21 protein-coding genes are annotated in these 24,598 nt (G+C 61.5%); 12 read left to right on the forward strand and 9 right to left on the reverse strand.

What is annotated here, in order from left to right; all coding sequences use genetic code 11:
• Positions 1 to 151: 151 nt before the first annotated feature.
• Complete coding sequence (locus tag JHD64_RS06870; RefSeq protein ID WP_059285945.1) at positions 152 to 766, forward strand: M15 family metallopeptidase; 615 nt, start codon at positions 152 to 154, stop codon at positions 764 to 766.
• A 140-nt stretch (positions 767 to 906) separates the two neighbouring features.
• Positions 907 to 1,737 (forward strand): hypothetical protein, encoded by an 831-nt coding sequence (locus JHD64_RS06875; RefSeq protein ID WP_199052720.1) that lies wholly within the window; start codon positions 907 to 909, stop codon positions 1,735 to 1,737.
• A gap of 187 nt (positions 1,738 to 1,924) precedes the next feature.
• On the opposite strand, the gene typA is transcribed toward JHD64_RS06875, so the two are convergent.
• Positions 1,925 to 3,739, reverse strand: coding sequence for a translational GTPase TypA (gene typA, locus JHD64_RS06880; protein ID WP_059285947.1), 1,815 nt, complete (start codon positions 3,737 to 3,739; stop codon positions 1,925 to 1,927).
• 151 nt (positions 3,740 to 3,890) lie between these two features.
• On the opposite strand from typA, the gene JHD64_RS06885 reads away from it, so the two are divergent.
• Positions 3,891 to 4,775 carry a hypothetical protein gene (locus tag JHD64_RS06885; RefSeq protein WP_199052721.1) on the forward strand — a complete coding sequence of 295 codons (885 nt, stop codon included), beginning with the start codon at positions 3,891 to 3,893 and terminating at the stop codon, positions 4,773 to 4,775.
• Between the two features lie 158 nt (positions 4,776 to 4,933).
• On the opposite strand, the gene JHD64_RS06890 is transcribed toward JHD64_RS06885, so the two are convergent.
• Complete coding sequence (locus tag JHD64_RS06890) at positions 4,934 to 5,923, reverse strand: NAD(P)H-quinone oxidoreductase (RefSeq protein WP_233170373.1); 990 nt, start codon at positions 5,921 to 5,923, stop codon at positions 4,934 to 4,936.
• A gap of 106 nt (positions 5,924 to 6,029) precedes the next feature.
• Here JHD64_RS06890 and JHD64_RS06895 point away from each other — a divergent pair, with 106 nt between their 5' ends.
• From JHD64_RS06895 to JHD64_RS06910, 4 genes are all read left to right on the forward strand, one after another.
• The gene (locus JHD64_RS06895) at positions 6,030 to 8,465 is read left to right on the forward strand and encodes a heavy metal translocating P-type ATPase (protein WP_199052722.1); all 2,436 of its coding nucleotides are present in this window, start codon (positions 6,030 to 6,032) and stop codon (positions 8,463 to 8,465) included.
• The gene (gene ccoS / locus JHD64_RS06900; RefSeq protein WP_199052723.1) at positions 8,465 to 8,683 is read left to right on the forward strand and encodes a cbb3-type cytochrome oxidase assembly protein CcoS; all 219 of its coding nucleotides are present in this window, start codon (positions 8,465 to 8,467) and stop codon (positions 8,681 to 8,683) included. Before JHD64_RS06895 ends, ccoS begins: the two co-directional genes overlap by 1 nt.
• A 55-nt stretch (positions 8,684 to 8,738) precedes the next feature.
• The gene (locus tag JHD64_RS06905; RefSeq protein ID WP_199052724.1) at positions 8,739 to 10,055 is read left to right on the forward strand and encodes an MFS transporter; all 1,317 of its coding nucleotides are present in this window, start codon (positions 8,739 to 8,741) and stop codon (positions 10,053 to 10,055) included.
• 311 nt (positions 10,056 to 10,366) lie between these two features.
• On the forward strand, positions 10,367 to 10,777 hold the full coding sequence (locus JHD64_RS06910) for a VOC family protein (protein WP_059287473.1): 411 nt from the start codon (positions 10,367 to 10,369) through the stop codon (positions 10,775 to 10,777).
• Here the strand turns inward: JHD64_RS06910 and JHD64_RS06915 are convergent.
• The 3 genes from JHD64_RS06915 to JHD64_RS06925 all read right to left on the reverse strand — a co-directional run bounded on the left by JHD64_RS06915 (position 10,774) and on the right by JHD64_RS06925 (position 16,309).
• Complete coding sequence (locus JHD64_RS06915) at positions 10,774 to 12,864, reverse strand: bifunctional diguanylate cyclase/phosphodiesterase (RefSeq protein WP_199052726.1); 2,091 nt, start codon at positions 12,862 to 12,864, stop codon at positions 10,774 to 10,776. The genes JHD64_RS06910 and JHD64_RS06915 overlap by 4 nt on opposite strands.
• 110 nt (positions 12,865 to 12,974) lie before the next feature.
• Entirely contained in the window at positions 12,975 to 15,020 is a 2,046-nt protein-coding gene (locus tag JHD64_RS06920) for a methyl-accepting chemotaxis protein (protein WP_199052727.1), read from the reverse strand.
• A 365-nt stretch (positions 15,021 to 15,385) separates the two neighbouring features.
• On the reverse strand, positions 15,386 to 16,309 hold the full coding sequence (locus JHD64_RS06925; protein ID WP_199052728.1) for a LysR family transcriptional regulator: 924 nt from the start codon (positions 16,307 to 16,309) through the stop codon (positions 15,386 to 15,388).
• A gap of 90 nt (positions 16,310 to 16,399) precedes the next feature.
• Between JHD64_RS06925 and JHD64_RS06930 the strand changes: the two genes are divergently transcribed.
• Entirely contained in the window at positions 16,400 to 17,203 is an 804-nt protein-coding gene (locus JHD64_RS06930; RefSeq protein ID WP_199052730.1) for a substrate-binding domain-containing protein, read from the forward strand.
• A 2-nt stretch (positions 17,204 to 17,205) separates the two neighbouring features.
• On the forward strand, positions 17,206 to 18,501 hold the full coding sequence (locus tag JHD64_RS06935; RefSeq protein ID WP_199052731.1) for an MFS transporter: 1,296 nt from the start codon (positions 17,206 to 17,208) through the stop codon (positions 18,499 to 18,501).
• A gap of 326 nt (positions 18,502 to 18,827) precedes the next feature.
• Here JHD64_RS06935 and JHD64_RS06940 read toward each other — a convergent pair whose 3' ends face one another.
• A complete protein-coding gene (locus JHD64_RS06940; protein WP_059286141.1) occupies positions 18,828 to 19,016 on the reverse strand; it encodes a hypothetical protein in 189 nt (62 codons plus the stop codon).
• 364 nt (positions 19,017 to 19,380) lie between these two features.
• Between JHD64_RS06940 and JHD64_RS06945 the strand changes: the two genes are divergently transcribed.
• Positions 19,381 to 19,647 (forward strand): DUF333 domain-containing protein, encoded by a 267-nt coding sequence (locus tag JHD64_RS06945; RefSeq protein WP_199052732.1) that lies wholly within the window; start codon positions 19,381 to 19,383, stop codon positions 19,645 to 19,647.
• Between the two features lie 97 nt (positions 19,648 to 19,744).
• On the opposite strand, the gene alaC is transcribed toward JHD64_RS06945, so the two are convergent.
• The gene (gene alaC, locus JHD64_RS06950; protein WP_199052733.1) at positions 19,745 to 20,950 is read right to left on the reverse strand and encodes an alanine transaminase; all 1,206 of its coding nucleotides are present in this window, start codon (positions 20,948 to 20,950) and stop codon (positions 19,745 to 19,747) included.
• Between the two features lie 155 nt (positions 20,951 to 21,105).
• On the opposite strand from alaC, the gene JHD64_RS06955 reads away from it, so the two are divergent.
• Complete coding sequence (locus tag JHD64_RS06955) at positions 21,106 to 21,606, forward strand: Lrp/AsnC family transcriptional regulator (RefSeq protein ID WP_370540939.1); 501 nt, start codon at positions 21,106 to 21,108, stop codon at positions 21,604 to 21,606.
• Between the two features lie 8 nt (positions 21,607 to 21,614).
• Here JHD64_RS06955 and JHD64_RS06960 read toward each other — a convergent pair whose 3' ends face one another.
• Positions 21,615 to 22,376, reverse strand: coding sequence for a dimethylarginine dimethylaminohydrolase family protein (locus tag JHD64_RS06960; protein WP_199052734.1), 762 nt, complete (start codon positions 22,374 to 22,376; stop codon positions 21,615 to 21,617).
• Between the two features lie 123 nt (positions 22,377 to 22,499).
• Positions 22,500 to 23,471 carry a sugar-binding transcriptional regulator gene (locus JHD64_RS06965; protein WP_199052735.1) on the reverse strand — a complete coding sequence of 324 codons (972 nt, stop codon included), beginning with the start codon at positions 23,469 to 23,471 and terminating at the stop codon, positions 22,500 to 22,502.
• A gap of 353 nt (positions 23,472 to 23,824) precedes the next feature.
• Between JHD64_RS06965 and JHD64_RS06970 the strand changes: the two genes are divergently transcribed.
• Entirely contained in the window at positions 23,825 to 24,598 is a 774-nt protein-coding gene (locus JHD64_RS06970) for an L-iditol 2-dehydrogenase (RefSeq protein WP_199052736.1), read from the forward strand.

Genomic DNA, 24,598 nt, shown 5'->3' on the forward strand with positions numbered 1-24,598 from the left:
AGCCGGCCACCGAGCCAAACAATGACGGCCCGGCCCATCCGCAACCGCGGCGCATTGCCTGGTTCTGCCCGCTGGTGGAAGATACAATCCGTCATGCCGTCAACATGCCGGCCATCTGCCGCCACCTGCCCCGCTCAACCGGAATCCCCCCATGCCCCTGACCACCATCCAGCTGGAAGACGTACTCAATCATCCGGAATACATCTCAATCCACCAGATGCCGGGCATCCTGCTGGATTTGCGCTATGCCAGCGCGGACAACTTCATCGGGCACAAGCTGTATGGCGATTTCGATGGCGGCCTGCTGCACCGCCAGGCCGCCAGCCAGCTCGCCCGCGCCGCGAGCATCCTGCAAGAAGAACGGCCGGGCTGGCGCTTGCGGGTGCTGGATGCATTGCGGCCCGGACGGGTGCAGCGCCTGCTGTGGGAGCGGGTGAAGGGCACGCCGCAGCATATCTATGTAGCCGACCCGGCACGCGGCTCCATCCACAGCTTTGGCATGGCGGTGGATGTCACGCTGGAGGACGAGCATGGCCAGGAGCAGGACATGGGCACCCGCTTTGATGACTTTTCCCTGCTGGCACAACCCGCCCAGGAAAGGCAGATGTTGCAGGCCGGCCTGCTGACCCAGCCGCAGCTGCAGCGACGCCTGTTGCTGCGTGCTTGCATGCAACAAGCCGGTTTCCACGGCATTGCCAGCGAATGGTGGCACTTCGAAGCCGCGGATAGCGGCTGGATACGCGCCAATATGCTGCTGGTGGAATAGCCGCACCATGGGCAAGCCAGGGCTGGGGTTGCGCTGACTTGACGCAGACCGGCAAATCAAGTCTCATCCATCCTGCAATAATTAAAACAATTTAAACAAATATCCGAATACCAGCGGGCATGGTGCAGATGAGTGAGGCAATGAAAGACAGCGTGACCTATAGCAGTGCCGCTTCGTTTTCCCAACTGCAGCTCAAGCTGCAAGCCATCATCCGCCGCTGTCCTGATCCGCCACTGCGCCAGCTGTGCCTGGGTGCGCTGGAGCGGATCTTTGCCATCAAGTCGATGTTGTGCCTACCCTTTGACATGGTCTATGCCAGCCAGGCTGCCCGGCTGAGTGAACAGCTGGGGGAGCTGGCCTTTGCCGAGCTGATTCGCAGCGAGGACGGACTCAATCAGCTGGAACAGGAAATGCGCAAGGTGTTTGGCTTTATCGAAAGCCAGCATGGTGGCGCGGTGTTCCAGCGGCTCAATGCGCTGGCCGCCGCACTGGCCTGGGACATCATCGAAGCATTGCTGCGCGACTTCATCGAGCAGAGCTGTAACCGTCAGCCGCTGCTGCTGCTGGATGCACTGGAGCAGCTCAAGCCCATTCATCGTGACAAGCTGTTTCGCAGCGAAGTGCTGCAACGGCACGACTTTGCCATACAGCACAAACTGGGCAGCATCCTGCTGGAAGAAAACAATATCCGCGGCGTGGAGCGGCTGCGCTTGTGGCTGAAGCTGCTTTTTCCGCAGGAAAACAGCTTGCTCGCCTATGTGGAGGACCCGCTGCTGGACACCCTGCAGGGGCGGCGCGAAAGCATTCTGCATGACCACCCTGCACAGGATGCCGCACTGGCGCTCAGCCGGGATGATGTCAATATCGCGGTGATCCGTGCCATCAGGCTCTGCCTGCTGCTTGCGATGGATGTCAGGATGACGCCCGCAGCCCCCGCCAGCCACGCCGTCCCCGGTGCGCTGACCCTGTAGGCGACAGACAAAAAAATCCCGGCACAGGCCGGGATCAACGTTTAGCGGGGATAGATACGAGGCGGGAACCTCGCATTTCGATTTATATCTATCAAATAACCCCTAGTCAACTAAATATTTACTTACATATAAAGTCAGTTGCAAAAAAAGGCAGCCATTGGCTGCCTTTTGTCACTCCGCTGAAAGATCAGGAAGCTTGCTTGTTCATCTTGCGACGCTCGTGCTCTTGCAGGTAGCGCTTGCGGATGCGGATGGACTTCGGCGTGATTTCCACCAGTTCGTCATCGTCGATGAATTCAACTGCCGATTCCAGCGTCATCTTCATCGGCGTGGTCAGGCGAACCGCTTCGTCAGTGCCGGAGGCGCGCACGTTGGTCAGCTGCTTGCCCTTGACCGGGTTGACCACCAGGTCGTTGTCACGGCTGTGAATGCCGATGATCATGCCTTCATACAGCTTGTCGCCCGGGGATACGAACATGCGGCCGCGATCTTCCAGCTTCCACAGTGCGTAAGCCACGGCTTCACCGTTTTCCTGGGAGATCAGTACGCCATTGTGGCGACCCGGCATGTCCGGCTTCACCGGTGCGTAGTCGTCAAATACGTGGCTCATCAGGCCGGTACCACGGGTCATGGTCATGAAATCGGACTGGAAGCCGATCAGGCCGCGCGCCGGGATATGGTATTCCAGGCGGGTACGACCCATGCCGTCGGATTCCATATTGGTCAGTTCGCCGCGACGACGACCGATTTCTTCCATGATGCCACCCTGGTGATCATCTTCCAGGTCGATGGTCAGGTTTTCGTACGGCTCGCACTTCTCGCCGTTGATCTCCTTGAACACCACGCGCGGCTTGGCCACGGCCATTTCAAAGCCTTCACGACGCATGTTTTCCAGCAGGATGGTCAGGTGCAATTCACCACGACCGGACACGCGGAATACGTCGGAGTCTTCGGTTTCTTCAACGCGCAGCGCCACGTTGGTCAGCAGTTCCTTGTTCAGACGGTCACGGATCTGACGGCTGGTCACGAACTTGCCCTCGGTGCCGGCCAGCGGCGAGGAGTTCACCATGAAGTCCATGGTCAGGGTCGGTTCGTCCACCGACAGTACCGGCAGACCAGCCGGCTGATCCTTGTCACAGATGGTGACGCCGATACCGATGTCTTCGATACCGGAAATGATCACGATGTCGCCGGCTTCGGCTTCAGCCACTTCCACGCGCTCCAGGCCCTTGAAGCCCAGCAGCTGGTTGATACGGCCAGCGGCAACCTGTTCTTCGTGGTTCATCACCACCACCTGCTGACCCGGCTTGATGCGGCCATTCAGGATACGACCCAGGCCCAGACGGCCGGTGTAGGTGGAGTAGTCGAGAGCGGACACCTGCAGTTGCAGCGGAGCGTCTGCGCTACCGTTCGGCAGCGGCACGTGCTTGAGCACGGTGTCGAACAGCGGACGCATATTGTCGGATTCCTGATCCAGTTCCAGCTTGGCAAAGCCGTTCAGGCCGGAAGCATAGATGATGGGGAAGTCCAGTTGTTCGTCGGTGGCGCCCAGCTTGTCGAACAGGTCGAAAGTCTGGTCTACCACCCAGTCCGGACGTGCGCCCGGACGGTCTACCTTGTTGATCACCACGATCGGACGCAGGCCCAGGGCCAGGGCTTTCTTGGTCACGAAACGGGTTTGCGGCATCGGGCCTTCCACGGCGTCGACCAGCAGCAGCACGCCGTCCACCATGCCCAGTACACGTTCCACTTCGCCACCGAAGTCGGCGTGTCCCGGGGTGTCCACGATATTGATGTGCACGCCTTCATAGTCGATGGCGGTGTTCTTGGCCAGAATGGTAATGCCACGCTCTTTTTCAAGATCGTTGCTGTCCATTACGCGTTCATCTACCTGCTGGTTCTCGCGGAAGGTGCCGGACTGGCGCAGCAACTGGTCAACGAGGGTGGTTTTGCCATGGTCCACGTGGGCAATAATGGCAATATTACGAATCTGTCGTGTCATGTTTCGGAATTCGGTCGGTTGAAGCGGAAAAATCGTACGATTCTATCACGTAGCACAGGCTTAACCCAAAGCATTATCGCGACAAGGCATGATGATTTGGTTACACTGCGCGCCATTTCCCCTTGCAAACCCCGATATTGAGGAGTCGACCATGTATGACTGGGACGCCCTGTGGCATGAACATGAAGGCTATCGCACCGGCTTCGATGTGCAGCACAACGACGCCAACCAGTTGGCCGACGAGCTGTCGGCCAAGCTGACCAAGCCGGCGCAACACCCCACCGATGTGGCGGTATACGAAACGGCTGACCGCTTTATCCTGGCCGGCCATGCCGACGGGCTGCAGCTGCTGGAAGTGTTCAAGCACGGCCTGTTTGACATCACCCTGCGCCTGGTGAGCGAGGACGAGGGCCAGCCACTGCCGCTGCCCTATGTGGAAATCCATGTCGACAATCTGGCCACCGAAGAACAGGCCGTCTGGCGTGGCGTGGTGCGTCGCGACGAGGAAGGCCGCATCTGGATAGACAGCCGCACGCTGGATGAGCAGGTGATGCCGGCCATGCCTTTTGACGAGCTGTCCTTCACCGACAACGCCCGCTTCCGCGATGCGCTGCACCGGGTATGGAATGAAGACCTGCCCACCCTGCGCCCACTGATCGAGGCCTGGTTTGATCACAGCGCACTGACCGGCGCAGCCGAGACACACCATTACGGCGACGAAAGCCGGGTACAGCAGATTTGCGACCGTTATGCGGAAATCGTCCGCCGCGAACAGGCCACCCTGTCGCGCCTGTTTGCAGATGCCGAGCTGCAACTGATTGCCCATGTACTGCAAAACGTGCGCTTCGAAGAGGCGGCATCCTGCCGCGGCGTCTGGCTGGCGGTGGAAGCCTGCATGATAGACGAGGAACTGGACCAGCATTTCAAGCTGGATGGCGAGGCGCTGCTGGGCAAGATGAAGACGCTGTCCTACGCCCAGGAAGTCGCGCTGATCGAAGCGCTGTCGCCCTTGCCGGCTACCAGCGCCGCCGAATAAGGTTACCCGCAGTTAGCAGGACCCAAGGCCCGTTCTCGCCAGAGGCGGGCTTTTTTGCAGACAAAAAAAGGGGAACGATAGCCGCATCGTCCCCTAATCCCATCCATACCAGTCAGAGGCAGAGCACCTCCCACGCCGCACAATGTACGGGCGACGGATTACGCCGTCATTACAGGAAAGAAGGTCAAGACCACCTTGCCCAGATTGGCATTGGCTTCCATGTGGGCATGTGCCTCCGCCGCCTGCTGCCAGGGGTAGCTGCTGTCCAGGGTCAGTTGCAGCTGTCCGGCCTGCAGGGCCGGCAGGATTTCCCGCTCCAGCGCCTGCGCCAGTACGGCCTTGGCCGCCAGCGGCTGGGAACGCAGGGTGGAGCCGATCAGCGACAGACGCTTGACCAGCAGCAGGCCCAGATTGAGTTCGCTCTTGCTGCCACCCATCAGGCCGATATTCACCAGCCGGCCATCCTGCTTCAGGCTGGCCATGTTTTCTGCCAGATAAGATGCGCCGACCGGGTCGAGAATCATGTCCACCCCGCCCCACTCCTTGACCTGGGCCGAGAAGGCCGGCAACTGCTTGTAATTGAAGACCTGTTCCGCCCCCAGTCGCTGACAGAAGGCCAGCTTGTCCGCACTGCCGGCGCTGGCAAAGGGATGCGCCCCCAGCCAGCGCGCCAGCTGGATGGCCGTGGCACCGACACCGCTGGCGCCGGCATGAATCAGCACCTTATCCCCGGCCTGCACCTTGCCGACCTGCACCAGGTTTAACCAGGCAGTCATCCATACCTCGGGCAGGCTGGCCGCCTCCACCCAGGACATGGCATCCGGTTTGGCAATGGCCAGCGCCTCGTCCAGCACCGCATATTCGGCATAGCCGCCACCGGCAATCAGGCCGAATACCGCATCGCCTTCGCGAAAGCGGCTGCCGGCATCAGCCTCGACCACCACCCCGGCCACTTCCAGCCCCAGGATATTGCTGGCGCCGGGCGGCGGCGGATAATGCCCGCTGCGCTGCACGATATCGGCCCGATTCACCCCCGCAGCCATCACCTGCAGCAGCAGCTGGCCGGCCTGGCGCTGTGGCCTGGTGGTCTCCCCCGGATAAAGGGTGTCAGCACCACCCGGTGCGCTTTGTAAAATCGCCTGCATCATCTTGCTTTGCCTTTCCTTGTACTGCCTGCTCTTTAGCGAATTTCACCCGTCATGAAACTGAGCCAGATCAAGCAATGCGTCCGAGTATTGTTTACAATGGCGCGCCATGACTGATCACTGCTTCCATTGCGGCCTGCCCGTCCCCGAGAATGTCGATTTTCCGGTGCGTTATCGCGAAAAAACCGAAGCCACCTGTTGCGCCGGCTGCCAGGCGGTGGCGCAGACCATCATCGACTCCGGGCTGTCCGACTACTACGCTCACCGCACGCAGGGCGCGCGCCAGGGCGAGGTATTGCCGGCCGATATTTTGCAGCAGATTCAGCTGTACGACTCGGAAGAATTGCAGAAAAGCTTTGTCCATGTCACGAGCGGACAAACGCGTGAAGCGGCGCTGATGCTGGAAGGCATCACCTGCGCCGCCTGTGTCTGGCTGAACGAGCAGCACATCCGCCAGCTGCCGGGTGTGCTGGCCGTGGACATCAACTATACCAGCCACCGCGCACGGGTCAGCTGGGACAACAGCCGCATCCGGCTGTCGCAGATACTGCAGGCCATCACGGCCATCGGCTATCGCGCCCATCCTTATGATGCCGAACGCCAGGAAGCGCTGGCACAGAAGCAGCGCAAGCAGGCCATCAGCCGGCTATGGGCGGCCGGCCTGTCGATGATGCAGGTAATGATGTATGCCGTGCCGGTATACCTGGCGCCGGATGGCGACATCGACCCGGACTTCCTGTGGCTGCTGCACTGGGCCAGCCTGATCCTGACCCTGCCGGTGATGCTGTACTCCGCCGTGCCCTTCTACCAGAACACCTGGCGCGACCTGAAAACCGGCCGCGTCGGCATGGATACGCCGGTCACCATCGGCATTTTCACCGCCTTTTTCGCCAGCCTGTGGGCGTTGATCAACAAGATTCCGCACGGCGTGTATTTCGACTCGGTATCGATGTTCGTCTTTTTGCTGCTGGGCGGGCGCTATCTGGAAAGCATTGCCCGGCGCAAGGCCGGCGAGGCCACCGAAAGCCTGGTGCGGCTGATACCGGCCTTTGCCCACCGTGCCAATGACTGGCCGGCCAGCCGCGACACGGTGGAAACCACGGTAGCCATGCTCAATCCCGGCGATGTGATTCTGGTGAAGCCGGGCGAAACCATTCCCGGCGATGGTCTGGTGCTGGATGGTCATAGCGCGGCGAATGAGGCGCTGATCAGCGGCGAGAGCCGCCCGGTCAGCAAGCAAGCCGGCGACGCCGTGGTGGCCGGCAGCGTCAATACCAGCAGCCCGCTGTTTGTCCGCATCAGCCAGACTGGCCAGGAAACCCGGCTGGCCGGCATTGTGCGGCTGCTGGACAAGGCGCTGGCGGAAAAGCCGCGCCTGGCCGTGGCGGCCGACCGCTTTGCCAGCTGGTTTGTCGCCCTGCTGCTGCTGGCGGCTGCCGGCAGCTATATCGCCTGGCACTTTATCGAGCCGGCCCGCGCACTGTGGATCATGGTGGCGGTGCTGGTGATCTCCTGCCCGTGCGCGCTGTCACTGGCCACGCCGGCCGCGCTGACCGCCGCTACCGGCCACCTGGCCGCGCTGGGCGTGCTGACCACGCGCGGCCATGCCCTGGAAACCCTGGCCAAGGTCAGTGACGCCGTGTTTGACAAGACCGGCACCCTGACCCATGGCGACATGCGCCTGCGCGCGCAGCAGACACTGGCCGGGCTGGACGATGCCGCCACGCTGGCCATCGCTGCCGCGCTGGAGCAGGCATCGGAGCACCCGGTGGCACAGGCGCTGAAACTGGCGGCAGCCGACCTGCCGCTACCGGCCACCGAACGGCTGGACAGCACGCCGGGCAAGGGCGTGGAAGGGGTTATCGCCGGCCAGAGCTGGCGGCTGGGTTCGGTCGAATTCATCAATGAGTGGCTGGCAACGCCGCTTGTGCTGGCGCAGGACTGGCATGCCGACTGCACCCTGGTGGTGCTGGCAAACCGGCAGGCCGCGCAGGCGGTATTCGCCATCGGCGACACCGTGCGCGATGATGCCGCCGCCATGGTGCAGGCCCTGCGCCAGCGTGGCATTGCCATTCACCTGCTCAGTGGCGATGGCGCGGGTGCCGTGCACAGCCTGGCCGACAGCCTGGGCATCAGCGACTGGCATGCCCGTGCCACGCCGGAAGACAAGCTGGCTTTTGTCGGCCAGTTGCAGCAGGCCGGCAAGCGGGTGCTGATGGTGGGCGATGGCATCAATGATGCGCCGGTACTGGCGCGCGCCGATGTGTCGCTGGCCATGGGTGGCGGCACCGACGTGGCCCGCGCCAGCGGCGACATGGTGCTGATGGGGGACCAGCTGGCGCTGATTCCGACAGCCCTGTCGCTGACACGCAAGACACTGGCAGTAATCAGGCAAAACCTGTGGTGGGCAGCCGGGTATAATCTGCTGGCGCTGCCCCTGGCCATGACCGGCCACGTCACTCCGTGGCTGGCCAGCCTGGGGATGGCCGCCAGCTCGCTCATCGTGGTGAGCAATGCCCTGCGACTCGTCAAACGGAAATCCTGATGGAAAGTCTTTACCTGCTCATCCCGCTCAGCATCGTGCTGGCTTTTGTCATCGCCGTGGTGTTCTGGTGGGCCACCCGCTCCGGTCAGTTTGACGACATGGAAGGCCCGGCCCACCGCATCCTGATGGACGACGACCGTCCGGCACAGCAAAAGGCCGAGGCTGGCCCCGCCGGCACCACGGAAAAGCCGGCCGCATCCAGGGTGGAGCAAGGCTGACAGGCCGTTTCGGATCAGTTAGCATGCCTTTCCCGCCTTTTCGTGCTGACACACCGTGAAAACAGACTTCAGTTTCTTTGGCTCCCGCCGCTTTCTGCCCTTGTTCGGCACGCAATTCCTGGGCGCATTCAATGACAATCTGCTGAAAACCGCCATCGTGGTGCTGATCAGCTACCATGGCCTCAGCCTGAACGGCCTGTCACCGGAACTGCTGGTGAATATGGCGGCCGGGGTGTTCATCCTGCCCTTTTTCCTGTTCTCCGCCACCGCCGGCAAGATTTCCGAACGCTTCGACAAGGCCGTCATCGCCCGCTGGATCAAGCTGGCCGAAATCGGCATCATGCTGCTGGCTGGCGCTGGTTTCTTTATGCACAGTGCCGGCCTGCTGATGTCGGCGCTGTTCCTGATGGGCTGCCATTCGGCGTTTTTTGGCCCGCTCAAGTATTCGGTACTGCCGCAATACCTGGACGAACACGAGCTGGTGGGCGGCAATGGCATGATCGAGATGGGTACTTTCCTGGCCATCCTGATCGGCCAGATCATCGGCAGCCTGATGACCCAGGGCGGCCCGTGGCTCACCGTCAGCTTGTTGCTGGGCACCGCCGTGTGCGGCTGGCTGTTCAGCCGCCGCATGCCGGCTGCGCCGCCCGGCGCGCCGCATCTGAAACTGTCTTTCAATTTCATCGGCGACTCGGTGCGGCTGGTCGGCCAGGCCTGGCGCATTCGCGATGTACGCAGCGCCATTCTCGGCATTTCCTGGTTCTGGCTGATGGGCGCGGTCTACACCACCCAGCTGCCCACCTTTACCCGCCTGCACCTGGGCGGCAATGCCGATGTCTACACCGTGATGCTGGCCCTGTTTTCCATCGGCATCGGCCTGGGTTCGGTGATCTGCGCCAAGCTGTCGCACGGTCAGTTGCAGCTTGGGCTGGTGTTGCTGGGCAGCGCCGGCATGACGCTGTTTGGCGGTGATCTGGCACTGGGTGCCATGTCGCATTACCACGGCACCCTGCTGACGCTGCCGGATTTCCTTGGCCAGCTCAGCAGCTGGCGCCATATGCTGGATGTGGCCATGCTGGGTTTCTTTGGTGGCTTCTTTACCGTGCCGCTATATACCTGGCTGCAGCTATCCAGCCCGGACAGCTTCCGCTCGCAGGCCATTGCCGCCAACAACATCATCAATGGCTTCTACATGGTGGCCGCTGCGCTGGCCAGCGTGCTGGTACTCAGGCAGTTCGACAATATTTCCTACCTGCTGCTGGGCACTGCCGTGCTGAACATCCTCGCCACCGCCCACTTGCTGCTGCAGGCTCCCATCATCTGGCAGCAGCGCAGCCACTGGCTGAAAACCCTGCTGGAAGATCGCCGCTAGCAGCAGATGGCCGGCACCGGCTGCTGCGCCATGCTTCCCTGACGCAAGGCAGGACGCAAAAAAAGACCGGCCACCACAGGGTGGGGCCGGTCACAAGAGCATTCGGTGGCGTCAAGGCCCGAAACCACCGAAAGCGGGAGGGTCGCCAACAGGCGTCAGGTGTTGATTGCCTGTTAACGGCAGGAGAGGTTCCGCAAGCAGAACCAGCCCCTGTGGTGCTGAGTGTCAGTCAGTGGCGCCATTGTGCCGGCCCCGGTATTATTCGTCCAATTGATTGAAATTAGATTTTCAATATAAATTCTCTATCAAGCATGCCAGACTCCCCCCTGCCGCTGCGCGGCCTGCACCATGTCGCGCTGATTACTGCCGACTATCCCCGTGCCCGCGACTTTTACCACCGCATACTCGGCCTGCCCATCATTAGCGAGAGCTGGCGTGCCGAGCGCCAGTCGTGGAAGCTGAACCTGCAATTGCCGGATGGCAGCCAGCTGGAGTTGTTCAGTTTTCCCGCAGCGCCGCCGCGGCTCAGCCGGCCGGAAGCCTGCGGCCTGCGCCATCTGGCCTTGAGTACGGATGATGTGGAGGGTGTGCGGGCGCTGCTGCTGCGTCAGCAAGTCGCTTGCGAGGAAATCCGCCTGGATGAGCTGACCGGTCAGCGCTTTTTCTTTTGCCAGGATCCGGATCAGCTGCCGATCGAGTTTTACGAAATCGCCAGTGGCTAGTCATTGCCGCCAGCGGCCACTCGGCACTGGCTGCTGCGAATGAAATCGATAAAGTCCTGGCGTGGCATGGGCCGGGCAAACAGATAGCCCTGGGCATAGTCGCAGCCCGCTTCCAGCAGCAGCTGGCGCTGCGCCTCGGTCTCCACCCCTTCGGCAATCACCCGCATGCCCAGCTTGTGGGCCATGGCGATGACGGCTTCGGCAATGGCGTGGTCAGTATTATCGCGGGCCAGGCCGGCGATAAAGCTGCGGTCTATCTTCAGATAATCGATATTGAATTTTTTCAGATAGGACATGGCCGAGTAGCCGGTGCCAAAGTCGTCGATGCTGACTTCCACCCCGGCCTGGTGAAAGCCCAGCAGGGTATTGACCACCAGCGGCCGCTCGTCCAGCAGCAAGCCTTCGGTGATTTCCACTGCCAGACAGCCCGCTGGCAGCTGCCGCGCGGCTATTTCCTGCAGCCAGTGGCGGCAGTCGCCACTGATGAACTGACGGGGTGAGATATTGATGCTGACCTGTCCCCCAGGCCAAGCCTCCAGTAGTTCCAGCGTCTGCTGGAACACCAGATTGCCGATATCGCCGATCATGCCGATTTCCTCGGCCACCGCGATGAAATCGCCAGGCAACAGCACCCCCTGCTCGGGATGGCGCCAGCGCAGCAGGGCTTCCGCCTTGACCGCCCGGCCGCTGTCCAGCGCGATGATCGGCTGGTAATACGCTTCAAAATGGTTGTCGCGCAGCGCATGGCGCAGGCTGTTGCCCACTTGCTGGCGGCGTTGTGCCTCGACCTGCAAGGATGGCGTGAAAAAGCTGAAGCCATTGCGCCCGGCCGCCTTGGCGGCATACATGGCCTGATCGGCAAAGCTGACCAGGGTTTCCAGCTGCGTGCTGTCATCCGGACACAGTGCAATGCCGATGCTGGCCGAGACATAAACCTGATTGCTGCCCAGCAGGAAAGGCAGGCCCAGCAGGCGGATGATTTTGCCGGCCACCAGCGCGGCGGCCTGGGCGTCGCTGATGTCGGGCAGGATGACCACGAATTCATCCCCGCCCTGGCGCGAAACCGTGTCACTACTGCGCACCACCGCACGGATGCGCTCGGCCGCCTGTTTCAGCAACTGGTCACCCATGAGGTGACCCAGGGTGTCGTTGACTTCCTTGAAACGGTCCAGATCGATAAACAGCAGTGCCAGATTGCTGTTCTTGCGGCGCGCCCGCTCCAGTTCTTTGGCCAGAATGTCACGCAACAGCCGCAAATTGGGCAGGCCGGTCAGGGCGTCGTAGTTGGCCTCGTGCCAGATGGCCTGCTCCATGCGCTTGCGTTCGCTGATATCCAGCATCAGGCCGACCAGCCCGCCCAGGCTGCCGTCGGCCTTGTCGAAGGTCGCCTTGTAGAACATCACCTCATGCCGGCTGCCATCGCCATACACCACCTGGGTTTCGTATACCTGGGTGCCGCGGTCATCAAACAGCGCCTGGTCTGCTGCCTGGTAGCGGGCGGCCAGGTCGGGCGGGGATATATCGAATACGGTACGGCCGATCAGCTCGCTGCGCGCCTTGCCCAGATATTGCTCGAAGGCGCTGTTGCAGCCGATGTAGCGGCCGGTTTCGTCCTTGTAGAACACCGGATTGGGAATGGTATCGATCAGACGGGTGATGAATTGCAGCTGATCCTGGACCGCGCGCTCCGCCGCCGTGCGTTCGGACACATCCAGCAGCATGCCGATGATGGCCGGACGCGCGCCAAAGCGGGTACTGACGCCAAACACCTCTACATCCAGCTCGCTGCCGTCCTGCCGCACCCCGCGGAAAGCATAGTGGCTGCTGTGGCTGTCGCCTTCGATGCGGCGATGGATTTCCCGGCGCACCATGTCATGGTCGCGCGGGGCGGTCAGCTCGCGCGGCCCCATGCCGCTGCACAGTTGCTGCTGGCTGTAGCCGAACAGCTCGGCCAGCCTGGGATTGACGAAGACGAAGCGGTCGTCCTGAATGACGTACACCCCGATCAGGGCATTGCTGCACAGCCCCAACAGCAAAGGCCCTGCCTCGTGCAGCAGCCCGTCCAGCGCAGATACGGTCTGGTTCATGATGTCGGCTAGTCCCCGGCGCCGGCGGTGTTGCTCACCGCCCTGTTTTGTTTATAGCGCCCAGAATACCCTAGCCGGCAACAATCCGCCCGGCTTACGGACAGGCCGTGCTACAGCTTGAAACGGCTGATGCTGGCGCGCAATGCTTCTGCCAGGCCCACCAGGGTGGCCGCGGCCTGGGCGGCGGCGCGGGCCTTGCCATGGTTGCCATCGGCCTGTTGGGCGATTTTTTCCACATTGAGCGCGATATCGCGGCTGGCGGCATCCTGCTCACCCAGTGCATCGGAAATGCCGCTGACGGCGTCCCCCACCTGTGCCGCGCCGGCCTGGATGTCCTGCAGGCTGCTGGCCGCCTGGCTGGCACTGCTGACCCCGGCATCCACCTGCTGCGCGCCGGCTTCCATATGCTCCACCGCCATGCGGGCACCGTCCTGAATCTTGCTCACGGTATCAGTAATCTGCAGCGTGGACTGGGTGGTCCGCTCGGCCAGCTTGCGCACCTCGTCGGCCACCACGGCAAAACCGCGTCCGGCCTCGCCGGCCCGCGCCGCCTCGATGGCGGCATTCAGTGCCAGCAGATTGGTCTGGTCGGCGATATCGCGAATCACCGTCACCACTTCGGCAATGCGTTCGGACAAGCCGTCCAGCTGGCGCACGGTGCCGCCAGCCTGTTTTACCGCAAGGGCGATCTGCCCCATGGTATTGGTGGCCTGTGCCACCACCTGCGCACCGGATTGCGACTGCACGCTGGCATCGACCGCCATTTGCCGGGCCAGATCGGCATGGCGCGCCACCTGGTTGATGCTGCTGCTCATTTCTTCCACGCAGGCCGCCATGGTGCTGGCCGCGGCATTCTGCTCACCGGAGGCGGTGGAAACGTCCTCAGAGATGCTGACCAGCGATCTGGCCTGTACCGACAGCGAGGCCAGGCTGCGTTCGACATCAGCAATCATCTCGCGCAGATGGCTGCTCATGGCATCGGCGGCCAGCAGCAATTCGCCCACCTCGTCCTGGCTCGCAGCCTGGATGCGTACGGTCAGGTCGCCGGCGGCCACGCGACGGATGACCTCCACCGCCTGGGCCAGCGGTCGGGTCACCCACAGGCGGCTGGCCCAGAAGGTGGCGGCCAGCAGCAGGCCGATCATCACGATGATGCCGACGGCCAGACGCCAGCGCATGGCTTGCAACTGGGCAGCAAACTCGTCTTCATAGCTGCTGGCGGCAACAATCCAGCCCCAGCGCTCGAAGGTATCGAATACGGCGATCTTGGGACGCACCGGCTCGTTGCTGTCCGGCTTGGCCCAGTGGTAATGCAGCACGCCCTGCTTCTGTTCCAGCATGATGCGGTTGAAGGCGACGCCGTCCTTGTCCTTGAAGTCCAGCAGATTCTTGCCCTGGGCCTGCGGGTGAATCATCATGCGGCCCGGTTCGTTGCGGGCGTCGAAAGCATAGATGTAGCCGGATTCGCCAAAGCGCACCGACATGATTTTCTGGCGCAGCGCAGCCAGGCTGGCGGTGAACTCCTCACCGACAAACAAGGCGCCCACCACCTGGCCGGCCTCGTTCTGCAGCGGCGAATACAAGGTCATGAAATCGCGACCAAACAGCTGTACCGGTCCGGTATAGGCATGGCCGGCATTCAGACTGGCATAGGCTGGCGAGTCGTGGCTCAGCGGGGTGCCGACGGCGCGGCTGCCGTCTTCTTTCTTGACCGAGGTGGCAACACGAATCCACTCGCTGCCATCCTTGACGAAGATGGTGGCCAGCGAGCCGGTGGCGCGGGTGAAGCGATCCACCTCCAGCGTGCTGTTATTGATGACATGCTCGCCCATGCGCAGCACCGGCAAGGCTTTGCCGCCGGTATCCATCCGTTCGCCACTCAGTACCGGCTGTCCGGGCAGGCTGGCCCGCAAGGCGGATTCGGCCAGCGCGGCCGAGCGTTCCAGCTGCGCCGCGTAGGCATCCATCATGTCGATGACCTGGCGGTTGGCCTGGCGCATTTCCTGTTGCTGTTGCTGCTCCATGCGCTGGCCTTGCCAGTGGGTCAGCCAGATGCCGGCCAGTCCGAGTACCACCAGCAACAACAGGGATAACACCAGGTTGAGCTTGGCGGCAATGCTGAGCCTGCTGGTAAAAGCGTTGAATTGTTTTGACATGATGATGGCCAGGGTATGTGTGTGTGTGCCTGGATGCTGGTCCGCACGACGGGCGGCAAGCGTGTTAGCACATTGGTCTAATTTTGCCGTGGCATCATAATATGAAAATGTTATTTCGATGCAGTAAATTCTTAATAAAATTGACAATTATCAATCGAAAATGATTAGCACTCGTTTTGTGCCGATTGCAGAAAATTGTGCCGGATAGCAACAAGATTGCCAGCGTCGGCAATCGCAATGAACCATCGCGCAGTGAATGATGGAAAGGCGGTGTTTTATTGCAAAGTGCGGACCTGCCGCCTGGCGGCAAACCCGCAACAAGCGGGGCAGATCAGTGCATCAGCGCCCCCGGGACAAGTCAGCGATCAGTCGGCCACGCCTTGTGGCTGTCCTTGCTGAAAGGCCCTCCGCAGCTGGTCGATCAGTTGCTGCATCAGGGGGGAATTGTGGCTGCCCTTGCGCTGGATCAGCCCCAGGGTGCGCGACAAGGCCGGCTCGCTGATTTCAATGCCGACCAGCATATGCCTTTGCGCCTGGGTCAGGCTCAGCTCGGGCACGATCACCGGCCCCATGCCGGCCAGCACCATGCCATAGACCCCGGACAGGTGGTTTGCCTCGTAGTAGATCTGCGGCCGCTCGGCCAGCGCGGCCAGTTGATGATCCAGCAGCAGACGGTTGCTGCTGTGCGGCGAGACCGAAACCAGCTTTTCGCCTGCCAGCTCCTGCAGGCGGACACGGCTGCGGGATGCCAGGGGATGATCGCGACGCACCACCAGCAGGTAGCGCTCGGTCAGCAAGGGCAGGAAGTCGATGCCCGGATCTTCCCCGCCGACAAAGTTGATGCCGAGATCGGCCCGGCCATCCAGCACGCAGGCCAGTACCTCCTGCGCATTTTCATCCAGGACCCGCAAGCGGTGTTGCGGATGCGCACGGGCAAACGCGGCCAGCACCTCCGGCAGCAATTGCTGGGCTACCGATGGAATGCTGGCGATGGTCAGCATGCCGCAGCGCAATTGCTGGCGCTGGCCCAGGCCGTGCATGGCGGCCTCCAGCTCTTCCACCACCGCCTGGGCGTGCTGCAGGAAATGCACGCCCTCCCCGGTCAGCCGTACGCTGCGCGTGGTGCGCTCCAGCAACCGTACCTGCAGGGCCTGCTCCAGCCTGTCGATGCGCCGGCTCAGGGCGGGCTGGGACAGATACAGCGCTTCGGCGGCGGCCTTGAAGCTGGACTTGTCCGCCACCGCGATAAAGGCCTGCAACTCATTGAGCTCGAAATTGATGCGCGCCATTTATTAATCCATGAATTAATTGCAATTAACTATTTAATGCGTCCCGTGCATTATTCGTCAAACGATAAAACACAACAACAGGAGAGACGAATGCATGCACCGACAACGGGATGGCGCCGCTGCGCCATCAGCCTGCTGCTGCTGGGCGGCCTGTGTGGCACGGCAGCTGCGGATGAGCTGCGCGTGGTCAGTTCCGGTGGCTTTGCCGCCGCGCTGAAAACACTGGCCCCCCGCTTCGAACAACAAACTGGCCACCATCTGCTGCTGGACTGGGGCCCCTCCATGGGCGACACCCCGCAGGCCATTCCCCAGCGCCTGGCGCGCGGCGAGCCGGTCGATGTGGTGGTGATGGTGGGCAACTCGCTGCGAAAACTGCTTGCCAGCGGCCAGCTGGCAGCGGACAGCGCCACCCTGCTGGCCAGCTCGCGCATTGCGCTGGCGGTCAAGGCCGGCAGCCCGCATCCCGATATCAGCAGCTTGCCGGCACTGCGGCAAACCCTGCTCGACAGCAAGTCTCTGGCCTATTCCGACAGCGCCAGCGGTGTATTCCTGTCGACCGTGTTGTTCCAGCGTCTGGGTGTGGCCGAGGCCATCAAGACGCGCAGCCGCATGATTCCCGCCGAACCGGTGGGCATGGTGGTGGCGCGGGGCGAGGCCCAGCTGGGCTTTCAGCAACTGAGCGAGCTGATTCCGGTGCGCGGCATCGACATTGTCGGCTTGCTGCCTGAGCAGGCGCAGCTGGTCACCGACTACTCCGCCGCCGCCGTGCAAGACAGCCGCCACGCCAGCCTGGCCCGCCAGTTCATCCGCTTTCTGGCATCGCCGCAGGCGGCCGAAAGCATACGCCAGACCGGGCTGAGCCCGACCGCCACCACCGCACAACAAGGAGGCTGATCATGCAGCACACCCGCCAACAATCCAGCCTGTCCATGGTGCTGCGCGTCACCAGCGGCAACTTTCTGGAAATGTTCGATTTCTTTCTGTACGGCTTTTACGCCACCTACATTGCCAAGACCTTTTTCCCGGCGGGCAATCTGTATGCCTCGCTGATTCTGGCATTTGCCACCTTTGGCGCGGGCTTTCTGGCCCGTCCGGTCGGTGCCATCATCCTCGGCAGCTATATCGACCGCATTGGCCGGCGCAAGGGTCTGATCCTGACCCTGGCCATCATGGCCTGCGGCACGGCACTGATCGCCTTTGTCCCCGGCTATGCCACCATCGGCCTGCTGGCCCCGGTGCTGGTGCTGATCGGCCGCTTGCTGCAGGGTTTTTCCGCCGGTGTGGAGCTGGGCGGGGTATCGGTCTATCTGGCAGAGATGGCCACGCCGGGACGCAAGGGCTTTTTTGTCAGCTGGCAATCGGCCAGCCAGCAAGTGGCCATCATGTTTGCTGCGGTGCTGGGCTATGGCTTGCACAAGCTACTGCCAGCCCAGCAAATCGACCAATGGGGATGGCGCATTCCGTTTTTCATCGGCTGCCTGATCATTCCCTTCCTGTTCATGATTCGCCGCTCGCTGCAGGAAACCGAGGCCTTTCTGGCACACAAGCAGCATCCCAGCTTTGCCCAGATATTGCGCTCGATTGCCGACAACTGGCGGCTGATTGCAGCCGGCATGCTGCTGGTGGTGATGACCACGGTGTCCTTCTATCTGATTACCGTGTACACCCCCACCTTTGGCAAAAGCGTGCTGAAGCTGACTGAAAACGAAAGCCTGCTGGTGACCTTCTTTGTCGGGCTGTCCAATTTCATCTGGCTGCCCATCATGGCGAGCCTGTCCGACCGCATCGGCCGCTGGCCGCTGATGCTGGGTTTCAGCGCACTGACCATGCTCAGCGCCTACCCTGCCCTGAGCTGGCTGGTGGCCAGCCCCAGCTTCGCCCGCATGCTGACCGTGGAACTGTGGTTGTCCTTCCTGTATGCCAGCTATAACGGCGCCACCGTGGTGGCCCTTACCGAAATCATGCCGGCACATGTGCGTACCGTGGGCTTTTCACTGGCCTACAGCCTGGCCACCGCGATTTTTGGCGGCTTCACTCCGCTGATCAGCACGGCATTGATCGATGCCAGCGGCGACAAGGCGGCACCGGCTTACTGGATGATGCTGGCCGCTGCCTGCGGTCTGCTGGCGACACTGGCCCTGTACCGGCAGGAGGTACGCCACTGCTGGCGCAGCCGTACCCAGGCCGCCTGAAGTTTTACCCTCCGTTTGCGCAGCCACCCAGTTCTGGCATGCACCAGCCTCCTACCAGGAGGCTGTTTTTTTTGGTAGCGGGCCGCCAACGCTGCAACTGGCGATGGCAGACCATGTGCGCAGTGATCGTGCCGGTAACGGAGGGCTGGAAGCACGGCACAGGCATGAATGGCGGGCGGCAATACCAGCGCGGATGGTATTGCCTCAGGGCAAGCGTGCAGGAACAGACTCGGTGATTTGCCAGAGACAGCCGGACTGGCTGGAACGGGGGGAATGACGCGGCAGGATACGCCTGCAGCAAGCAGGCGCAGTATGATCACGCTGCTTCAGAAATCATCCAGCGTGCAGGGTTGGGTATCTTCTTCTTCGATATCTTTCAACAGCAATATCTTGAGCGGTATGACCATTTCGCGGATGTCCTGCTTGGCACGAAAGACATCTGCCTCCAACTGGCACAGCACCAATTGAAATGCCAGTTCCAGCATTGCCTCGATATTGGGTATTTTGGCGTCCAACTATTTTTCCTGCTTGGTTCTACGATCATTCGGTGAATACTGCCGCCTACTGCGCCAGGCAGAGGCTTATGCACCCCTCCAGTATCATGCCATCCGGGTGTTTTCGTCCAGAAAATAAGCAATAAATCAGCGGCAAATAAAGAAAGTCATGGCTTAAAACAGAAAAAATGTTTAATGAATAAGCGCATGAATTGATTATCGCCTTATCATATTCGGTCAATCCGGCCAGACAGCTGCCGCCACGACACCCAGGCCGCCTGAGCAGCACAAGCCGCTCGCCATTCTGTCACGCCCTCGCCACCGCCGGCTTGGCCGTAGCGCCGCTATACTGGCGGCATTCCCTGAAACAACCCCGGAGAGCCGCATGTCCGCCATCCCGCGCCTGCACACCCCTGCTTTCGCCTTGCTCGGCCTGTTGCTGGCCGCCTGTGCCAGGCCACCGACCACGCCGCCGCCAGCCATGGCGGGCATGGCCAATCCGGCCGCGCTGTATTGCATCAAACAGGGTGGCCGCTTGCTGCCGCAAAAAGACAATGCCGGCAATGAATATTCCCTGTGCCAGCTGACAGATGGCCGGGTAGTCGAGGAATGGACGCTGTTCCATCAACAGGACAAAGCGGCGCAGCCCTGAGTGGCCGCGATGTTGGCAAGAGGACTGTTGCGGCTTGGAATATCGCGCAAAAAAAAGCTGGCCGGCAGTGCCGGCCAGCTCGGTCCTTGCTGGATGTTCAGGCGCCGGCCTGCGCATCCTTGAACATGGCCTTGATGCCACGCAGGGCCTGCCGGATACGCGCTTCGTTCTCGATCAGCGCAAAGCGCACGTACTCATCACCCTGGTCACCAAAACCAATACCCGGTGACACACACACCTTGGCCTTTTCCAGCATCAGGCGGGCGAACTCCAGCGAACCCAGTTCGCGCCACTGCTCCGGAATGCGCGCCCAGATATACATGGAAGCCTTGGGGCATTCCACTTCCCAGCCAATCTCGTTCAGCCCCTTCACCAACACGTCGCGGCGCTGCTGGTATTTTTCGGCAATCTCACGTACGCATTGCTGGTCGCCTTCCAGCGCGGCAATGGCGGCCACTTGCAGCGGAGTGAAAGTGCCGTAATCGTGGTAGCTCTTCATGCGCGCCAGCGCCGCCACCAGGTCCGGGTTGCCCACCATGAAACCGATGCGCCAGCCGGCCATGTTATAGCTCTTGCTCAGGGTAAAGAATTCGACGGCGATATCCTTGGCACCCGGCACCTGCATGATGGACGGCGCTTTCCAGCCATCAAACACGATGTCGGCATAGGCCAGGTCATGCACCACGAAGATGTCGTGCTTCTTGGCCAGGGCAATCACTTTTTCGAAGAAATCCAGCTCCACGCACTGCGCAGTGGGATTCGACGGAAAACCCAGCACCATCATCTTGGGCTTGGGGTAGCTGCCGCGGATGGCTTTTTCCAGCTCGGCAAAAAAGTCGATGCCCGGCACCAGCGGCACCGAACGGATTTGCGCCCCGGCAATTACCGCGCCGTAAATGTGGATGGGGTAGCTGGGGTCCGGCACCAGCACGGTATCGCCGCCATCCAGCGTGGCCAGCATCAGGTGGGCCAGGCCCTCCTTGGAGCCGATGGTGACAATCGCCTCGCTATTGGGATCGATGTCCACCTCGTAGCGGTCCTTGTACCAGCGCGAAATGGCGCGACGCAGGCGTGGAATACCCTTGGAGGCCGAATAGCCGTGGGTATCCGGGCGTTGCGACACTTCGTTGAGCTTGGCCACGATATGCGGCGGGGTGGCACCATCGGGGTTGCCCATGCTCAGGTCGATGATGTCCTCGCCGCGCTGCCTGGCAGCCAGTTTCAGTTCGGCGGTGATATTGAAAACGTAAGGAGGGAGACGATCGATGCGCGCAAAGCGGCGCTTGCCTGCAGAGGAAGCCATGTGAGCCTTTCACGTAAGCGCCCGGAACCGTCCGAGCGACGTTGCCCATGAGGGGCAGAGACGATCCTATCCCCGCCTGCTGCGATGCACAAGGATTTTTTGCCGTCGGCATTATTCTTGACAAGCCAGCGCTGGCAGCGCTGCAATGCGCTCTTGTGTCACCTCCCCATGAAGCCTTGTTCCCCATGACAGACAAGAACGGCCTGGATCGCATTGATCTGAAAATCCTCGACATCCTGCAACGCGATGGCCGCCTGCCCTTCCAGCGCCTGTCCGAGCAGGTAAACCTGACCCCGCGTCCTTGTCTGGAGCGGGTGCGCCGTCTGGAGAAGGCCGGCATCATCAAGGGCTACAGCGCCATCGTCGACCTGCCGCGCAGCACACCGCCACTGGTGATTCTGGCGCAGGTGACGCTAGCCGACCATCTGGTTTCCCAGCAAGCCTTCATTGCCGAAATCCAGCGCACCCCGCAAGTGCAGGATGGCTGGATGGTGAGCGGAACGGTGGATTTTTTACTGCGCATTGCCTGCCAGCATATTGACGAATACCGCCAACTGGCCGACGCCTGGCTGGCCAGCACGGCGTTTCGCATCGAGAAAATCCTGACCACTACCGAGCTGCAAACCATCAAGCGCGATGGCCGCAGCCCGGAATAGCGTCACCGTCAGAAGCGCAAGGACAGGCAGGTGAGTCCGCCGTCCATCTTGCGGATTTCACTGGTATCAGTCTGGATGATGGGCAGGTCCAGCTGCTGTAGCTGACGCAAGGTATGCGGATAGCCGCTGGGTGTGATCAGGGTGTTGTTGATCCACATGGTGTTGCCGGCGTATTCCTCGGCCGGGTCCAGCACGATATGGCGAAAATCGCGGAAGGCCGGTTCGTCCGCCGCGCTTGCTGACAGTAGCACGGTATTGGGCCCGACATAATTCACTACCGATTTCAGATGCAGGCCGGAGGCCACCGGCACTGCCTGCACGCTGTAGCCGAATTTTTCCACTTCGCGGGCAAAGCGGCTGATGCCTGCCTCATTGGTGCGGCTGGACAGGCCGATGAAGAAACGCTTGTCCACCATCAGCACATCGCCGCCATCCATGTGCTCGCCCTCACCCAGCCACACCGCATGGCGAAAACGCGATACCAGCGGAGCAATGCTGTGCACTTCACCACGCCGCGACGCTGCACCCGGATGGGTGATGATGGCCAGCTCCGGCATCATCACCGCCACGTCCTCGACAAAATGCGCATCGGGGAAATCCGGCAAGGCCGGCAGCGTGGTGACGGTCAGGCCAAGTTGCAGCAGGATGTCGATGTATTCACGAAACTGCTGGCGGGTGAGCGCGGCATCCGGCGCACCAAGGCTGGCCGTGGTCAGCCCGGCGGCAACGGTGTCGGCAGGCAGGCGGGTGATGGCATGGGTAAAGTACATGGCGATTGCTCCGGTAATGGGCTGACACGACAGGTGTTGTCTGTCTTGCTGCCCACCATTCTAGGGAGGTCTCCATGCCAGAACGGTCGATATGCGGCCATGCCGCAGCCAATCTGTGCTGTGCTACCGCCCTGACGCAGCCTGGTCGGTCCAGGCCAGTATCTGCCGGGCGCAACCTTCATCCGTCACCAGCCCGGACAGCCACTGACCGCGCAACACCGCCAGAATGGCGGCAGCCTTGCTTTCCCCGCCGGCAAAGGCAATCACCGGGCGTTGCGGAGCATGCTGCAATGGCAGGCTGGTAACGCGCTGCTGGATGTCGGCAGCGGCCAGCTGGCCCTGCTTGTCGATGGGCCGGCCAATGATTTCAGCCACGGCATTCTGCGTCATCAAGGCGCGGACCTCGTCCGGCGTCAGAAAGCCGTCTTCCTGCAAGGCGCAGTGTTCGCCAATGCTGCCAATACCGATGAACGCCACATCAGCCTGTGCCGCCAGCCCTTCCACCACATGGTATAGCCGGTGGTTGCACCACAAGGCGCGGTCGTTCGCGCTATCGGCATACAAGGGCGCAGGTAGCAGGAAATACTTGCTCTGGGTTTTTTGCGAGGCGGGCAAGGCCACGTCGTAACGGTTGGATGAACCGTCATGCGCAATGGTGCCAATCAGCGATACCAAACGGTGTTGCGGGCAATCCAGCGGCGGCAGTTCGTCGATGATGGCCTTGAGGGTACGGCCCGAGCCCAGTGCCACCACCATCGGCTTATCCTGGGTGAGGTAGCGCTGGAAGATTTGCGCCCCGGCCACCGCCAGCTTGTGTTGTAACTCAGCGGGTGAATCCATGTCCTTGGGCACCACTTCGCACAAGCTCAGGCCGAATCTGGCCTGCAAGGCGGCAGCCAATTCCAGACAATCCGCCACCGGGTGCTGTACCGATACCTTGACCAGACCGCCCTCCACTGCCGAAGCCAGCAGCCGTTGCGCCACCTGGCGTGACACATTCAGCTGCTCGGCCACTTCGTTCTGGTTCTTGCCTGCCACGTAATACAACCAGGCTGCTCTTGCTGCCTGATCCAGCTTGTCCTGTTGTTTGGCCATCTCCCCTCCTGCCGGTTTTCCTGTCGGGCCCAGCCCTCACTGTGTGGCGTTGTACCACCGCCCCCGCCCCCGGCGTCAAGCACTGTGTGAGCGGCGACCACTGTCCTGCCATACCGCACTGGACGCAACAGCAGGCGACAAACCACTTGGCCCCGGCGCAAGGCAAGCCTGACAGGTCTGTCAGCCCTTATGTGCAGCGCAGCAAAATATTCAGGCAAATCATGGTGCTATGCAGCATCAACTTGCTTTTAAAAAAAGCGCTTGACAGTAAATTTCAAATTATCGAATATTTGCCCACAATAAGGGCATTTGCTCTAAAGGCAAAACATCAAGCCTGCAACGGAGACAACACAGTGAAACTCGCCAACAAAACGGCCATCCTCACCGGGGCCGCCAGCGGCATCGGCATTGCCGTCGCCCGCCGCTATCTGCAAGAAGGTGCCAGCTGCCTGCTGGTGGACCTGAAACTCAACGACGAACTCCAGGCATTGCAACAGGAACACCCACAACACGTGGCCTTGCTGCAAGCCGACGTCACCCGGCGCGAAGATATCGCCGCCATCGTCAGCACTGCCATAGAACGCTTTGGCGGCATCGACATCCTGTACAACAACGCAGCCATCTTCGACATGCACCCCTTGCTGGACGAATCCTGGGACAGCTTCGACCGGCTGTTTGCGGTCAACGTCAAGGGCATGTTCTTCCTGCTGCAAGCCGTGGCACGCCAGATGGTGGAACAAGGTCGCGGTGGCAAGATCATCAACCTGTCCTCCCAGGCCGGTCGTCGTGGCGAGGCGCTGGTGGCTCACTACTGCGCCACCAAGGCTGCGGTCATCAGCTATACCCAGTCTGCCGCGCTGGCACTCGCTCCGCATGGCATCAATGTCAACGGCATTGCCCCCGGCGTGGTGGATACGCCGATGTGGAAGGATGTCGACGCGCTGTTTGCCCGCTACGAAGGCCGCCAGCCTGGCGAGAAAAAACGCCTGGTGGGCGAAGCCGTGCCGCTGGGCCGCATGGGCCTGCCGGAGGACCTGACTGGTGCCGCCCTGTTCCTGGCTTCGGCCGATTCCGATTACATCACCGCCCAGACGCTGAACGTGGACGGTGGCAACTGGATGAGCTGA

The organism is Aquitalea sp. ASV15 (assembly GCF_016429115.1).
Taxonomy (GTDB): Bacteria; Pseudomonadota; Gammaproteobacteria; order Burkholderiales; family Chromobacteriaceae; genus Aquitalea; species Aquitalea magnusonii.